This window comes from Imperialibacter sp. EC-SDR9 (assembly GCF_902498805.1).
In the GTDB taxonomy this organism is placed as follows: Bacteria; Bacteroidota; Bacteroidia; order Cytophagales; family Cyclobacteriaceae; genus Imperialibacter.
The window spans coordinates 76706-92643 of the sequence record NZ_LR701574.1 but is presented as its reverse complement, the minus strand read 5'-3'; the positions used below and the strand labels follow the sequence as shown (position 1 = coordinate 92643).

Sequence of the window (15938 nt, the reverse complement as noted above, 5' to 3'; positions counted from 1 at the left end):
ATGGCAAAAGTATCGAGGAGAAAATTCATTGTAAGGTCACTGATTGGAGGGGCTGGCGTACTTGTAGGTGCCACCTATCTGGCCAGAAATCCACTTCGTCGCCAGCTCTACGATTTGTTGGACGATCCATCTATGCTGGCGTACAGCGGAGACACCAGTCAGCCTTTCATGTGGTTCGAGGTGACGAAAGCTAACCAGGTCATTCTGCATAGTCCAAAAGTGGAAATGGGCCAGGGAACCTTCACCAGCATGGTGCAGATCGCCTGCGACGAGCTGGAGCTGGACATCAGCCAGATGCAGATTGTGCATGCTACCTCGGCAACGGGAAATATCGACGGTTTGAGTACGGGAGGAAGCACCTCGGTTGCAGGACTGTGGCAACCCTTGCGTGAACTCTCCGCCACACTGCGGGAAATGCTAAAGGCCGAAGGGGCAAAAAAGCTGAGCGTGGCTGTCGATCAGGTACGGGCCTCAGCAGGAACCATCATTGGCCCCATGGGCAGTTTAAGCTACGGAGAAGTGGTGGAAGGTGTGACCGAATGGGAAGTCCCGGACGCACCGCCACTAAAAGACTTGAAAGACTACAAGTACATTGGAAAGCCCGTCAGCCGGGTTGATCTTGTAGACAAAGTGATGGGCACACCGATGTTTGGCATGGATGCGCAGATGCCCGATATGCTATATGGCTCTGTGGTGCGGCCATCAAAGATTGGTGCCAAATTCAAAGGTGCTGACGTGTCCAAAGCAGCGGGCAGGCCCGGTGTGGTAAAGGTGGTGCAGGAAGACGACTTTGTGGGCGTGGTGGCCACCTCAATGACGGAGGCTGAAAACGCCAAGAAGGCCATTTTAGCAGAATGGGAAACGGACAGAGAATGGAACACCAAAGACATTGAGGACATGCTGCTCGTTGGCAAAGGCAAGGCCATGGTGATTCAAAAAGAGGGAGATGCCGAAGGCGAACTTGCCGATGAAAATACCAGTAGCGTGTTGCGCTCCGAATACAAGTCCCCCATTGGCGCCCACGCTCAAATAGAGCCTAATGGTGCGGTGGCCTATGTAGAAGCTGACAAGGCTACTGTAATGATTTCCACGCAGGTAGTTGGGATAACCCGCTCCGAAGTGGCGAAACGACTTGGGCTGGAAGACGCACAAGTGAATATTATCCCTACTTATTTGGGAGGCGGCTTTGGTCGCCGCTTGCATACACCTAATGCAATTCAGGCAGCTGTGCTTTCCAAGGCAGTCGGCAAGCCGGTCAAGTGCTTTTTTAGCCGCCAGGAAGAGTTTCAAAACGATACTTTCCGTCCGCCTACTCACCATGTGATGAAAGGAAAACTTGACGAAAACGGCAAGATTGTGGCTATAGAGCATCAATTCTCGAGTGGTGACGTCATGTTTGGTTCAGCCCTGTTGCCTCCGGTGGTTGGTACCATTCTGGGCGCAGATGGTGGAGCCATCCGGGGTGGCTCTTTCCACTACCGCAACATACCAAGTTTCCGTGCTGTGTCGTGGCGTGTACAACTCCCCTTCTCCACCAGCTGGTGGAGGAGTCTGGGCCTGCTGGCCAACACCTTTGCCATTGAAAGCTTTATGGATGAGCTGGCAGAGCTGGCGGGCAAAGACCCGATAGTCTTCAGGCTCGATCACATTAGCGACGACGTGGCTGGCAACCGGCTCAAACAAGTCATTAAAACTGCTAGCACAAAGTCAGGCTATCAAAATACCGCTGTGAACAATCGGGCCATGGGATTTGCCTGTTCTACCGACGCCGGCACCCCCTGCGCCCATGTGGCCGAGGTGTCGTTAACGGATGGCACTATCCGGGTGCATAAAGTAACTTGTGTGATGGACCCGGGTTTTGCTGTTAATCCGGATCAGGTCAAAGCGCAATGCGAGGGCAGTATCATCATGGGCATAAGTGCATCGCTGTTTGAGCGTATGTATGTGGAAAAAAGTGAGCTAAAGCCTATCATTTATGGCCCTTACCGCATGGCCCTCATGAGGGACGCTCCCCGGGAAATCGACGTGGAAATCATCAACGGCACGGGGGTGCCTGGTGCAGTAGGCGAACCACCTCTTGGACCCATAGCAGCAGCCATTGCCAATGCAGCATACAGAATCACCGGCAAGCGTGTGAGAGAGTTGCCGATGAGTGTGGTTTGATAGTTGGCTTGGGTTAATCGGGCACAATAATCAATCAGCCCTTCTATGTCTATTCTCTCTCAACTGTCTCAATACCCAGTCTGAAATAGTTATTACTGGCGGAAGAAGTAACACTGCCGAGCTTTTAATACTAACACTCGCCTACAGGAGACTCTAAGGAAAGTAATATGCCTTACCTGCGCCGCCCTATGGCCTTCCTGCGATATCGACCCCTGAACCCAGTCCTATAGGGACGACATAGCGGTAAGCTCCGCCAATAGAATTCAACTCCCCCCGTAAGTGCCGACATATAAGCGCTGGTTTTTGGCCTGCCAAAGACAAATGGAGGAGCCTTGGCTGTCCACCCAAGCTCCGATTGAGCAAATCCAGTCGACGCTTCCCACACACCGAGTCGCAAAATGAAGGCTGGCACCGTGAAAAAAAACCTTTGTCGCTTCGAAAATTAAAGGGGTTACACTTTCATGGCGGCGAGAGTAACCCCTTTAATTACATTCGGCTCTGCAAGGGTACTACTACTTCCCTACTTTCACTTCATAGCATCACACCAGACTGCTGCCTTTCTGCCACCACCCCGGCGGCTGACGACGGCAACTCAGTGTCTTTGTCCGGCTCAGTGCCATCACCTATGGATATCTCTCTCGTTCCTCGGTTTGATATGACGCCGGTGTGGAAGAGGTGGCTGTAATCAGAGAATAAGACCCAACCTCTGATCGGTTACTCCCACGGTGATAACTAATCCGATTGTATTCCTAACCGTTCTTTACTGGCATAGCCTTCAAAAATTTGTTACCTTCCTTTTATGAAACAGCTCACCTGTTCCATATTTTTTCTGTTACTGCTTTCTGCATGGAGCCTTCAAGGTCAGGTAGTAGACGCCACCCGGCTGGAATATGATGAAGACGCTCTTCAGGCCCGGCAGCTGGGCATGACAGTGTCGTCGGATAAAAAGCTGGCGGCCTTTCTGCTGAGCAACGGAGAGCTCAGCGTACTAGATCTGCTACATACCACCTTCGTTAAAACTTTCAAAATAGAGATTGGAGATGTTAAAGAGATCGTTTTCACACAAGACCAGCAAAGCATCCTGGTTGTGGAAGAAAGCAGTTTTCGACTGGTAGACCTCGAAACCGGTGAAACCACCCTTACACAGACTACCAAAGATTTTATCAAAACTACGGATATAGGGATTGTGAGTAATCACTTTGCTATCGTATCTGACAAAAAGGTCTTCATTTGGGACGCCACTACCAAAAGCCTGACCACCACCATTGCCCTCGACAAAAGAATCCCTATCGCTTCGTTCAGTCCTTTTGAAAAGAAAATACTGATTACGCCTGCCATTAGTGCCTTCAAGAAGCGCTACTCCCTCGAATACGTGTATGAAACCGGTACACTGCTACGGAAATACGAAGGCATCTACCTGGGAGACTACGACCACCTTGAAAAAGGCCAGGTTATCGGATGGAAGAACAGGCCGGTAGAAACAGCCATCTCTGTTCCGGTGCTGAGGCATGCGCCTCCCGGCAACCCCGACGCTGGTACCGAGCTATTTATTCTTGGCGTAGTGGATGGCAAGTCCAACGAACAGCGGGACGACATTGGTTTCTACCTGACTTTTCTTAGGGTTAAAGACAAGGTGTTGGGCACAGTCGGCTTCCGTGGCTTCAGTGTTTTCGACATCCACGGCAGCGGTAAGGTGTTTACCACCAAAGTGAGCCTGAACGAAAGAAACCGCAAGCTCAACCTCAAAACATACATTGCGCATCCACATTACGCCCTTAGCGACGACAAGGTGCTCGTCAATGCCTACGGTGATAATATTAATCAGATATACAGCGCCTCACAGAATGCCATCGTCGGTTACATCTTTGTGGATGCCGGAGGCAGCCTGGCGGTAGTGGCCAGAGATGGCCGGTTCGACGGCACTGCCGATGCATCGGAGAAGCTGTACTGGGCGGCCAGGAAATCACTTACCCGGACAAAGCTGGAGAGCACTTTCAATCAACAGTTCAGTCCCGGCTTGCTGGCTGAGCTGATGACGGGTGAAGCCGCCATCCCTGAAGTGGACCTGGAAGCACAGATGGCAAGCGTGCCTTCACTCAGGATCAAGTCTTTCAATGGCACAGCCATTTCGGAAACCCAGGAAATGCCGAAGGTGAAGTCGGCCACCCGGGCTTCGTCCATCACCCTTGAAGTAACCGAAAACGTTGAAAATGCCAGTCAGCTCAAGCTGTTTCACAATAACAAGCTGGTGGGCAGCACTGAGCCCGTCAAAGGGACAGCAGATTTTGATGTGAACCTGACTACTACATTTGGGGAGGAAAACTACTTCTATGCGGTGGCAGCAACGGCTGATGGCCTGGAGTCGGAAAAGAAAAAACTCGTGGTGCGCTATCAGGGCAAAAGTGATGATCCACCAAAACTATACCTGCTCACCGTTGGGGTTGACAGCTACCTGAACCCGAAATACAACCTCAATTATGCCACTGCCGATGCTGATGCCTTCGCACAAACGATGGAGCAAGGCGCCTCCGGTGTATTCAGCGAGGTGGAAACCATCACTATTCGCAATGGTGACTTTACCCGGGAAGGCGTGATGAAAGCGCTGGAAAGTATTGGTCAATCGGCACACGAACAGGATCTTTTTGTGTTCTACTATGCCGGCCACGGTGTGATGTCGGAAGGCGGCACACGTCCGTCCGACTTTTTCCTGGTGCCGCACAACATTACCCACCTGTATGGCAAAGACGAAGAGCTGTTTGAACAGGCCTTATCTGCTAACGAGCTCAAAGACATTGCTCAGACCATTAACGCCCAAAAGCAGGTCTATATCCTCGACGCATGCCAGTCGGCTGCCGCCCTGGGTGCCGTCGCAGCGAGGGGTGCGGCGGAGGAAAGGGCTATTGCCCGGCTGGCCAGGAGCACTGGCACGTTCTGGTTGATGGCGGCAGGTTCGGAGCAATTTGCCACTGAGTTCGAATCGCTGGGGCATGGGGTGTTTACCTATGCGTTGCTGGAAGGACTGGCAGGCGCTGCCGACGGCACCAATGCCGACCAGCAGATAACCATCAAGGAACTGAGTGCGTGGGTAGAATCACGGGTACCAGAGCTATCGCAAACCCACAAGGGAAAGCCACAATTCCCTTCAGGCTATTCCTATGGCAACGATTTTCCGCTGGTGGTGTATGACAAGTAGAGTGCCTGGCTTCTGCTGGCCCTAAATGGATATCGTCACTATGGATAAAGACCTTTGTCGCTCTGATCATTAAAGGGGTTACACTTGCAGAGTGGTGAGAGTAACCCCTTTAATTACATTCGGCTCTGAGAGGTTGCTCTTCTTTAAATAGCTGCCTTTCTGCCATCACTCCGGCGGCTGACGGCCGCTGCTCAATGGCCTTCCCCGCCGTACCAACGCCTGACAACCTAGTTAGTCCAGTAGGGACGACATAACGGTCAGCTCAACCGATAGCAACCACATCTACAGCGAGTGCCGTAGGTACGGCATATAGGTGCTGGTTTTCAGCCTGCCAAGGCAAATTTGGGAGCTGAAAAAAATTTATGAGCCATGGCTGTCTACCCAAGCTCAGACTCAGCAAAGCCAGTCCTGTTTCCCTTCATCCAGGTCTCTACGTTAAAAAAGGTGAAAATACGAGGAATACCGTAGGGTGAGCTGAGTGGCTGCAAGTGGCCAATTGTCGGGTGTGAAGCATTAAAAAAGATGGTTTGTGAAGTATCGTTAATGACGTAGTTTCAATGGTTTCCATCTGCTGATCCGCTGCGATTAATGATGGATATTAGCAGGGTTTGAAGTGGGCTTTGTAAACGGCACCAACCTTATCAGCGCTCATCGGCCCTACATCTTTACAAAATCTTTATGCGCCAGTAGCTACCTTTGTAACAAAAAAGCTGGACATACTAATAACAAGAAACTATAGTAAAAGAAATCAATACCTGATAAGCGTTTTACTTATTGTATTGACCGCCGCTGCGTGTTTTTTGTTGACTGATTTTATCGGCTACAGCGCTGTGGCACTGATACTTTTGCTGGCTGTTTCACTTAATGCTATTTTGTTCGACATCCTTCCGGTGATGCTTTCGGCCCTGCTGAGTGCGTTGATTTGGAATTTTTTCTTTATCCCACCCACGCTCACCTTCCATATCGGAACAGCCGAAGATGGCCTGATGTTTCTGATGTATTTTGTCATTGCCTCCATCAATGCTGTGCTCACTTACAAATTCAGGGAGTTTGAGCAGAAGGAAAGAGATGAAGAAGAAAAGGCAAAGGCTATAAAGCTTTATAACACGATACTCAACTCATTGTCCCACGAATTGAGAACACCCATTTCCACCATTATCGGCGCCGTCGACACAATAAAAGACGGTCAAATCGACCTTTCGGAAGCCAACAAACAAGCACTGTATGCAGCGATTGAAACGGCGGGCATCCGGCTGAACAGGCAGGTTGAAAACCTTCTGAGTATGAGCAGACTTGAAGCTGGGTTTATTCAGCCCAAAGCTGACTGGTGCGATATGAATGAGCTGGTGTTTTCCGCCATCAAAGACAACACCGATGATACCGGGCAGCATAAAATTGAATTCACCCCCGACAATGACTTGCCCTTGTTTAAAGTAGACAGCGGACTGATTGAGCAAATACTTCACAATCTCATTCACAATGCATTGCACCACACACCCAACGATTCCACTATTAGCCTTGGTGTGACTCACAGCGAAACGCACTGCGTCATTCATGTGTCAGACAACGGAAATGGCTTTCCTGAAAATGAAATTGATTTTGTATTTGATAAATTTTACCGGCTTCGAAATGCGGCATCAGGCGGCACGGGACTGGGCCTGCCCATTGTAAAAGGTTTTACAGAAGCCATGAACGGACAGGTGCTGCTGGAAAATCTGCCTGAGGGCGGAGCGAAATTCACCATCGAGATTCCCTGTGAGTTTTCCCAAAATACCGACATGGACAATGAATAAGGCTGAGATACTGATCATCGACGACGAAGCGCCAATCAGGAAATTGCTGCAAATTAATTTGGAAGGCAACGGCTATAAGATCGTGCAAGCAGCTACCGGGCAGGAAGGGCTGATGTTATCGGCCGCCCATCCGCCAGACCTGATTTTGCTGGATATTGGTTTGCCTGACAAAAGCGGGCACCAGGTGCTGAAGGAGCTTAGAGAATGGTACGACAAACCTATTATCATCCTTTCGGTTCAGAACAACGAAACCGATATTGTTTCCGCCCTTGATACCGGAGCCACCGACTACCTGAGCAAGCCGTTCCGAACCGGTGAGCTGCTGGCCAGGATTCGCTCTGCCATCAGGCGAAGCCAAAACACCGAAAACAATGCCGTGATTATTTGTGGCGACATTGAGGTTGACCTGGTTGCCCGGCTGGTGAAAAGAAATGGAACCATCGTCAAGCTCACCTCTACCGAATACAATTTGCTGTCGTTGTTTGCAAAGAATGAAGGGAAAGTGTTGACACACCAATATCTCCTGAAAGAAATTTGGGGATATACCTATCAAACAGAAACCCAATACCTGAGGGTGTTTGTTGGCACACTTCGCAAAAAGATTGAGCAGAATCCAAACAACCCTCAGCACATCATTACCGAAAGCGGCGTTGGCTATCGGTTTCAATAGCCTTTATGAAATCTTTATGCCAGGCTGCTAAACCTTGATTTTTCACATACCCCTCCCGCCCGACCTTTGTAGTAGCAGGTAGCTACAGGGTCAAATGAACTTTTTCTACGACGAAGACAATCACAAATTTTACGATTCCATTCACGATTGGTACAGGGAAATCAGGCACTTGATTTGGCCTGCTATCATTGCAGTGGGCGTTGCAATTGCTCTTTATACCTGCGCAAAACATTTTCATTCATAAACAGACATGCATAGGCTAATTAAAAAATACCGGAAATTTCAGCTGACGCTTTCACCACAACAAAACCTGCTGTATGGTTTTTTGAGCTATACTTTTATGGGCTGGCTTCTGTTGTGTGTGCCGTTCGTCCACAAACAAGCGGTATCGGCTTTGGATAGTTTATTTATTGCCACTTCTGCCATTTCAACGACAGGCCTGGTAACAGTGAGCGTGTTTGACACCTACAATTGGTTGGGGCAGTTCATCGTCATGACCTTGTTCCAAATCGGCGGCATCGGTTACATGACATTCACCTCTTTTGTGCTTCTTTCCAAAAAGAACCCACTGTCGCACTGGCACCAGCGGGTGCTGAATGCCGAGTTTGCCATGCCAAAAGGCTTTGATATCAGGGATTTTTTAAAGTCCATTATCATTTTCACGGTTGTTATTGAAACCATTGGGGCATTGTGTTTTTACATAGCGTTCATCCGGGCTGGTGTGGAACCCAATTTCGCCGTATGGAGCAGCATCTATCACAGTGTTTCGGCATTTTGCACCGCTGGCTTCGGCCTGTACAACGACAGTTTTGAGCAATTTGCCGGTAACACGTTCCTTAATATACTCATTTCCGTTTTGGCTATCTGTGGCTCGCTGGGCTTCATTGTGGTCACCGATTTTTGGAACAGGCTTTCAGGAAAAACAAAAGCAATAACATTCACGACCAAAACGATATTTGGCGTCACCATTTTGCTTCTCGTACTGGGTACTGTTATGATTTACTATTTTGAACCATCGATTAGCCATTTGGGAGAGGATCAACTAATGGCCTCCTTTTTCCAGTCCATGACGGCGCTTACAACAGTAGGCTTCAATACTGTTCCTATTGGAAATTTTTGTTTGGGCGTTTTGCTGGTAACCACTTTTCTGATGTATGTGGGCGCTTCGCCTTCAGGAACAGGTGGGGGCATGAAGTCGACAACGCTCACCGCCCTGGTGGCCATTATGTGGAACAGGATCAGAAACCACAAACAGGTTACTTTTTTCGGGAGAGTGATTCCACTGGAAAGGTTGTATGTGGCCACTTCTGTTTTTATGCTATACGCTATGGTGCTGTTTATGTCAACATTTCTATTGGCTATGACTGAAGATTTTCCGCTGCACCAAATCTTGTTTGAAACCACATCGGCTATTGGGACCGTGGGTTTGAGCACGGGCATCACAGGCGGCCTTACCTCATGGGGTAAAGTGGTAATTATTTTTACGATGTTCGTGGGGCGTCTGGGCGTACTAACGTTCGGGCTGGCTATTCTGGCTAGAAAAAGCGAAATAACCACAAAAACCGGCGAAGCCGACCTGGCTCTTTAGACTGAGTTGGCTGGTGGATGCTGGTCACTACTCACCAAGCCTTATTTCGAAACTAACAAGGTAATCACCATAGCTTCTCACATACCCAGCAAGGTGCCAGGGCGGAAAAGTGCCAGTGATGTTGAGCAGTCCATCTGCCTTTCAGATGTGATCAACTCGGTCGTTTCCTTGTGTGGGAGGAGCCTACGGCACAAACTCATCTACCCTTCCGACCTTCGAAACCAGCTCATCAAAGTCGAAAATATCCTTATCGAATAAATGGGATGGTGAAACGTTCTTCAACGCTGTGAGCATGATCTCCGTGCGGTCGGGGAATTGCTGCTCCCATTGCTTCATCATTTGCTTGATCACCTTGCGCTGCATATTGGGCTGAGAGCCGCACAGGTTGCAGGGAATGATCGGAAACTGCTTTAGTTCAGCATACTGGATGATATCTTCCTCTTTGCAATAGGCCAGCGGGCGTATCACCACATGCTTACCGTCGTCGGTACGGTACTTCGCTGGCATGGCTTCGAGCTTGCCGCTGAAAAACATATTGAGGAAAAAAGTTTCCAGTACATCCTCCCTGTGATGTCCCAGTGCAATTTTTGTAGCACCTAGCTCCTCAGCTATGGTATAAAGAATACCTCTCCTGAGCCTGGAACAAAGGCTGCACATGGTTTTTCCTTCCGGCACCTTATCAACCACCACCGAATAGGTATCTCTTTCTACAATACGAAACTCAACACCAAGGTCACTTAGATAGTTGGGCAACACTTCCTCAGGAAAGCCAGGTTGCTTTTGATCGAGGTTCACGGCTATGATATCGAAGTCGTACTGCCTCGACTTTTGAACGTGCAGCAGCATGTCGAGCATGGTGTAGCTGTCTTTGCCACCGGAAAGACACACCATTACCTTATCGCCCGCCTCGATAATACCGAAGTCTTCCTGCACGGCCCACACCTTCTTGTGCAAACGCCTGATTAGTTTTTCTTGTTCTAGCTCTGACAACATGCTGCCTTCAAATTGCTTTTTCCTGCACAAAATTAAACCCTGAATTCTGGATTACAGCGACCGTCAATCTTTTATTTAGCCAATGGGTGCTTTAAATAAATCATAACAAGGGGCAAAATCATGAAGGGTAACTCAATAAGAGCCGTTTTGAAGTCACGCTGCTGCAGGCAGAGGGCCACAATTAACAAAAGACTAGCAGCCGTGATAAAATTACCCAGAAAGAAGGTTCTGGGAAACAGAATCAATACTGTGGCAAAAATACCCACAGCACCAAAAATGATAATGGCATGCTTACTCATGCCCCATTTGCCAAACATCTCAAGCATTTTGGGATCGGCACTTACCATTCCCCAGCCATGCTTGAAACCCATGTAGACGGAGAAAAGGATGAGAATTGAATTGATGATTTTCAGTACCATGATGTTTTTATGAACAAGATAAACTATTTCTCAGGCTTTCGATGTTTAGTTTCCACACAGAAATGGAACTAAGCACCGCAATCAAACTGATAGAGAATGGCGTGTCCAACACCGGGGATGCCCAATCCTGGCTTGATTTGGGTGCTGGCAATGGCCTGTTCACAAGAGCGCTGGCATCAATGCTGCCTTCTGGCAGTGTTGTTACTGCTATTGATAAAAGCAGTTCATTCTCCCCAACCAAAAACGACCTCCAGGGCACCACCCGTATCGAAACCAGGGTTGCAGATTTCACCACATTGCGCTCAGAAGATTTGAACGTGAATGGCCTTTTGATGGCAAACTCTCTCCATTATGTGAAGGATCAGGAAGACTTTCTTAAGAAAGTGCTGGACAGCCTGCTGCCAGGCGGCAGGCTGATCGTGGTAGAATATGACACGGACAGAGGAAATACGTGGGTGCCCTATCCGCTAAGTTTCAATTCGCTGAGTAATTTGTTAGCCAAAACATCGGCGGGATTTGCTACCAGGCTGGCCACCACTCCTTCACAGTTTCAGAGAGGCGGTATTTACAGTGTGCTCATCAGGCCTGCAAGGTAGCAGGTCTCCTGGCCAACGCCACACCAACGGCAACAAGCCAAACCACAAAAGCCCCGATAAAAATGCGAAGGCCCTGCAAATCGGTAAAAACGAAACCGAAAAGCGTCATGGCAATGGCCAGGATGCCAACCACCAATCCGAGAAATCCTAGCCACTTTTTTAACAACCCCGTTCTCACGATGGCCCACGACCAAAGTATGGCGGCGCCAGACAAAGCCAGGATAAAGACGAGGTCAAAAGCTTTATTGAGTGAATAATTGTAGATCAGCACAGCTCTGATCATGTCATTGTTTTCGCTGGTGATCTCACCCATTCGCTCCAGGAAAAATGGTACTGCGAGGCCATTCAATGTCGCTGCCATCATCACAGCTACAGCACTAAAGGCAAAGAGCACTGCACCTCCATAGGACAAGACAATGTCGGATTTGAGCTTGATTGCGAGTCCTACCATGCCATAGGACAGCACAATGATTGACAGAATTGCCAGAGAGTGGCTGGCGATGGTGATGTCAGACATTTGTCTGATGTGGGCTGCATCGCCGCCTGTAGGATGCAACACCATTGTGAGCACCATGAATACTGAGCCGATGATAATGGCCACTCCGCTTGATTTCTCCAGTCTTCTGTCCATCTTTCGTTATTTTGAATGATGAACAATAATAAAGGATTTGCAAATGGAACCACTTGATCGCAATCAAGAAGTGCATTACTTAATGCGGGAGCGGACTCTGCTTAGCGTTTCAGGTGTGATCTGGAGATACGATGCAATGTGTTTCAGGGGAAATACCTGAAAGAGCAATGGCCTGTTGGCGAGTAACTCCAGGTATCTTTCGTCGATCGATTTGGTACTTAACTTGCCCTCCACCCCAATGAAGTTGTGCTCAAGAAGCTTCCCGAGCACAAAGAAAACTGGAGAAATGCCTATAAGTTCATGAATTGCCCTGACACCAAGGCCAAACACCATCGAGTCTTCAAAAGCCGCAATGCTGGCCAGCGCTGGTTTTCTGGAAACAAAACTAAGGTTATCAATTACCCAGTCGCCAGGCAAATAGAGACCGTCGATAGTATCTGTGTCATCCTGCTGCCGGTATTGAACCAGGCTTCCCCTGTCAAGAAAGTGAACGCCTCCGCAAATCTGTCCCGCTTTTAGTAAGAATTCCCCCTTCTTCAGCGGAGTGGTATCAACACGAACTGTGATCAGGTCGAGCTCATGCGCCGAAAAAGGATGTAACTGAAGCAGTGATTTGGTTATGCTTGCAAACATTGGCTGGCAGAATTTGAGCTTTGGTTGTTGCTGCCGCCAAGTTTGCTAATCTCGTTCTTCTCTCCAAATCTCGCCGCCTTAAAGTCCGTGTTCGGCCAGCTTTCTTATTGTTTCCAAATCGGCTTGGCGAATCGGCATATAGTGCCATGAACAAAACGAAATACAGCCACCTTTCATACTACCAATTGGCTTCCAAAAAGCAGCCACCCGCCCATGCTCATTCACTGCCAGCGGCACAATGCCCTCGCCACCCAAGATCGAAGAGCCCAAAGAGGCAAACGACTCAGGGAGCCCCCAATTGTGGCCTTCTGGCGTTGCCCTTGCGTGGTAAACACCAAAGTCCATATTGACATCAAAATTTATTCCCAATAAATCGACGGAGTACTGGGCATTGGATGCCACAATATTGAAATCCTTGTTGGTCACCCAATAGTTAGGGAAATAACCAAGCCAGACTACCCTGCCGCCTGTCTCCATATATTGGTTCAACAGGCTTCCCCCTGCTTCTTTTCCTACCACCGCCCTAGGCATATATTGATGGGCAAATATGATGCTGCTCTGCCTTTTATCGGCAATCCGATCTCTCATGAACGTGGTAAGCGTAGCGGTATCCAGCCGGGCATAGCCCAAGGGCTCCAGGTATGGTGAAATCATTTCTGAGCTTATCATCTCTTTTTGCGCCCTCAGTTCAGGGTAATAGACAGCAAGCATTCTTTCGTCTCCTTCTTCAAAGGCATACAGGGAACCATCGTCGCTCCCAACATAGAGGGTTCCTTCTTCAATAATGGGAGACGACATCACAGCACCTTCAGTCTGGTACTTCCACACCACCCTCCCGGTTGCTTTTTCAAATGCATAAACCAACCCGGTAAACGAGCCGATATACACATGCTTTTCGTCCACCACTGGTGTGGAGTAGAAATAGGATCCTCCATCGAATTTCCACAGTTCCTTCCCACTTGTCATATCCACTGCGGAAACAGCGAGCGCATCGGACCACCCAACATATACCGTATTTCCATCAATTGTTGGCGAGCTCCCGACCCAGGAGGATCCGTAAGTAAACCTCCATTTTTTTTTCAGCGACCTGGCATCAATACTATACAAGCCACCATCTCTTGCACCAAAGACCACCTGATTGTCCTTCATGGCTGGCCTGGAGATCAGCGATGTTCTGTCCCAACCATACACTTTGTTGTAGTAACTTACGCCCTCCGTCTCATATTTCCCTTCCTCTTCACCACTTGTGGCATTCACCACATAAAGAAATCCATTGAAGTCAGGTACATATACTTTATTCCCGCTCACAAGTGGTGTAGCTCTTATCTTATCAGCTGTAGAGAATTTCCAGGCAAGTTTTCCACTCTGCAAATTGAGCGCATAGAGATTGTTGTCTCCTGAACCAATCAACACATTGCTGCCGTGAGCAACCGGCGACGCATCGTAATAGTCCCAGCCCCAGGTGTGTGGAACAGGCTTTTCCATTTGAAATGACCATGAAAGCTTTCCGGTACCGGCATCAATAGCATACACCTTGTTGTCTCTCGCCTGGAAAATGGCCTTTCCGCCCACCAAAAGAGGCTGCGAAACAATGGCTCCTTCTGTCTGGAAGCGCCAGATTTCTTTAGCCGACACTTTTTCGAGACAGTATAAGGTACCCGCCGAGTTTCCGAAGTAAAGCTTGCCATTGCTAACTGAAACTGTGCCTCTGATGGGAGCACCTGTTTCAAACCTCCATTTGATTTGCGGATGGTTGAGTGAGCCATTGGCAATGATTAGGTTGGGAAGTGCTGCGAGCGCCAGCAGAATAAGTAATATTCTTTGCATACTTTTGAGTTTTGGTTTCAACAAATCAATCGAAAAGAATGACAGACTGTCGAAAAACGCCCGGACTTGTCTGTTCAAACCTGCTCAAGTCGGTTCAACTATTTTTTCTAACCCTATTCAGCTAAATTTTGGGCATGGAGTCAGACGATATCAATATAAAAGGATGTCTTGTTGAAATAGAGAGGCAGCTCAACTGGGGGCCTGGCGAAGCGTGGACTACCAACGATTTCAAGGCACTTAGTGACAAGGTCCATGCTGCCACTGGCACCAACCTTAGCGTGGCTACGTTGAAGCGCTTGTGGGGCACTATCGACTACCAAAGCAAGCCAACAGCTACCACACTCAATGCACTTGCTCAGTACCTTGGTCATGAGAACTGGAAGGCCTATCAATACGCCAGCAGCCTGCCGAAAGAAGACATCCAAAAAAAGCATGCTTCAGCCCCGGCGAAAAAAAAGCGTCCCATTGGCATTATCGTTTCACTTCTCATCATACTTCCATTGGGGGCATGGCTGCTGTTTTATATTTCGAACAAAGACCAGGAAGAGGTAAAGCCTCTGCCTGATGCCAGTCTGTTCAGCTTCAGCAGTAAGCAGGCAGTGTCAGAAGGTGTGCCCAATTCTGTGATTTTCGATTACGATGCATCGCCCGCCAGCGCCACCGACACGGTCTTTATCCAACAAAGCTGGGACGAAAGGCTTCGCCAGCAGGTACCCCACGATAAAAAGGTGCACACCTCTATCTACTACTACCCTGGCTACTTCCAGGCAAAGCTGGTAGTCAACGACAGTATTGTGAAACAGCACCCCGTTTATATCACCTCAATGGGTTGGCTACCTTTGGTGGAGCAGGAAAAGGTGCCGGTGTATTTCAAAGTGGAAGATGTGATCAAAGGCAATGGGGCTTTGTCGCTTCCAATTGAAAAGCTGACCAGTAACAATATTCACCTGCAACCAGAAACGCCCTGGACATCCTATTTCTATGTCAGGCCATTTGACAGAGTGAAGTCCGACAATTTGGTGTTCGAAACAGAAATACGGAATGATTTCAGAGAAGGCGCAGGCATTTGTCAGCATACTGAGATTCATCTCCTGCTGGCAGGAGGGGCACTGATTGTTCCACTTGCCATCAAGGGCTGTATTTCCGGCCTGGCGCTGTACGACGTGGATGGAAAAGTGGAAGACCCCACACCCCTGGGAGTAAATTTCTCAGATTGGGTAAAGGTGAGGTATGAGGTGAACGATATGACCGGACGGCTCTTTATCAACGATGAATTGGCATACGACAGCCTGAACCTACATTTTGGGCCGGTCGAGGTAGTTGGTTTGAAATTCCGGTTTCAGGGAACCGGGAGCATCAATTACGTAAAGCTTTGGGGAAAAGATAAGGAGCTGGTGTTTGAAGAAAACTTCTAGCTGCCTTGCTCTTTTCC

At 48.7% G+C, this 15938-nt stretch carries 12 protein-coding genes; 7 read left to right on the top strand and 5 right to left on the bottom strand.

The genetic code is table 11. The features are described 5' to 3' along the window. From GC130_RS01825 to GC130_RS01805, 5 genes are all read left to right on the top strand, one after another. Complete coding sequence (locus GC130_RS01825; protein WP_151996546.1) at nucleotides 1-2163, top strand: molybdopterin cofactor-binding domain-containing protein; 2163 nt, start codon at nucleotides 1-3, stop codon at nucleotides 2161-2163. A gap of 799 nt (nucleotides 2164-2962) precedes the next feature. Further along, nucleotides 2963-5356 (top strand): caspase family protein, encoded by a 2394-nt coding sequence (locus tag GC130_RS01820; RefSeq protein ID WP_151996545.1) that lies wholly within the window; start codon nucleotides 2963-2965, stop codon nucleotides 5354-5356. 650 nt (nucleotides 5357-6006) lie between these two features. Then, nucleotides 6007-7149 carry an ATP-binding protein gene (locus GC130_RS01815; RefSeq protein ID WP_370455730.1) on the top strand — a complete coding sequence of 381 codons (1143 nt, stop codon included), beginning with the start codon at nucleotides 6007-6009 and terminating at the stop codon, nucleotides 7147-7149. After that, a complete protein-coding gene (locus GC130_RS01810; RefSeq protein ID WP_151996543.1) occupies nucleotides 7142-7819 on the top strand; it encodes a response regulator in 678 nt (225 codons plus the stop codon). Before GC130_RS01815 ends, GC130_RS01810 begins: the two co-directional genes overlap by 8 nt. Before the next feature lie 250 nt (nucleotides 7820-8069). After that, a complete protein-coding gene (locus GC130_RS01805) occupies nucleotides 8070-9407 on the top strand; it encodes a TrkH family potassium uptake protein (RefSeq protein WP_151996542.1) in 1338 nt (445 codons plus the stop codon). Nucleotides 9408-9590: 183 nt separating this feature from the next. Here GC130_RS01805 and ttcA read toward each other — a convergent pair whose 3' ends face one another. Beyond that, nucleotides 9591-10400 carry a tRNA 2-thiocytidine(32) synthetase TtcA gene (ttcA, locus tag GC130_RS01800; RefSeq protein ID WP_151996541.1) on the bottom strand — a complete coding sequence of 270 codons (810 nt, stop codon included), beginning with the start codon at nucleotides 10398-10400 and terminating at the stop codon, nucleotides 9591-9593. A 71-nt stretch (nucleotides 10401-10471) separates the two neighbouring features. Continuing rightward, nucleotides 10472-10819: a hypothetical protein gene (locus GC130_RS01795; protein WP_151996540.1), complete on the bottom strand. Its 348-nt coding sequence runs from the start codon at nucleotides 10817-10819 to the stop codon at nucleotides 10472-10474. Nucleotides 10820-10881: 62 nt separating this feature from the next. On the opposite strand from GC130_RS01795, the gene GC130_RS01790 reads away from it, so the two are divergent. Then, nucleotides 10882-11415, top strand: coding sequence for a trans-aconitate 2-methyltransferase (locus GC130_RS01790; RefSeq protein ID WP_193217731.1), 534 nt, complete (start codon nucleotides 10882-10884; stop codon nucleotides 11413-11415). On the opposite strand, the gene GC130_RS01785 is transcribed toward GC130_RS01790, so the two are convergent. The 3 genes from GC130_RS01785 to GC130_RS01775 form a co-directional block, all read right to left on the bottom strand. Continuing rightward, nucleotides 11399-12046 (bottom strand): hypothetical protein, encoded by a 648-nt coding sequence (locus GC130_RS01785; protein WP_151996538.1) that lies wholly within the window; start codon nucleotides 12044-12046, stop codon nucleotides 11399-11401. The two genes, GC130_RS01790 and GC130_RS01785, sit on opposite strands and share 17 nt — an antisense overlap. A gap of 75 nt (nucleotides 12047-12121) precedes the next feature. Continuing rightward, entirely contained in the window at nucleotides 12122-12679 is a 558-nt protein-coding gene (locus GC130_RS01780; RefSeq protein ID WP_151996537.1) for a Crp/Fnr family transcriptional regulator, read from the bottom strand. 78 nt (nucleotides 12680-12757) lie between these two features. Beyond that, nucleotides 12758-14506, bottom strand: coding sequence for a PQQ-binding-like beta-propeller repeat protein (locus GC130_RS01775; RefSeq protein WP_151996536.1), 1749 nt, complete (start codon nucleotides 14504-14506; stop codon nucleotides 12758-12760). Nucleotides 14507-14640: 134 nt separating this feature from the next. Here GC130_RS01775 and GC130_RS01770 point away from each other — a divergent pair, with 134 nt between their 5' ends. After that, entirely contained in the window at nucleotides 14641-15921 is a 1281-nt protein-coding gene (locus GC130_RS01770; protein ID WP_151996535.1) for a hypothetical protein, read from the top strand. The last annotated feature ends 17 nt before the right edge of the window (nucleotides 15922-15938 follow it).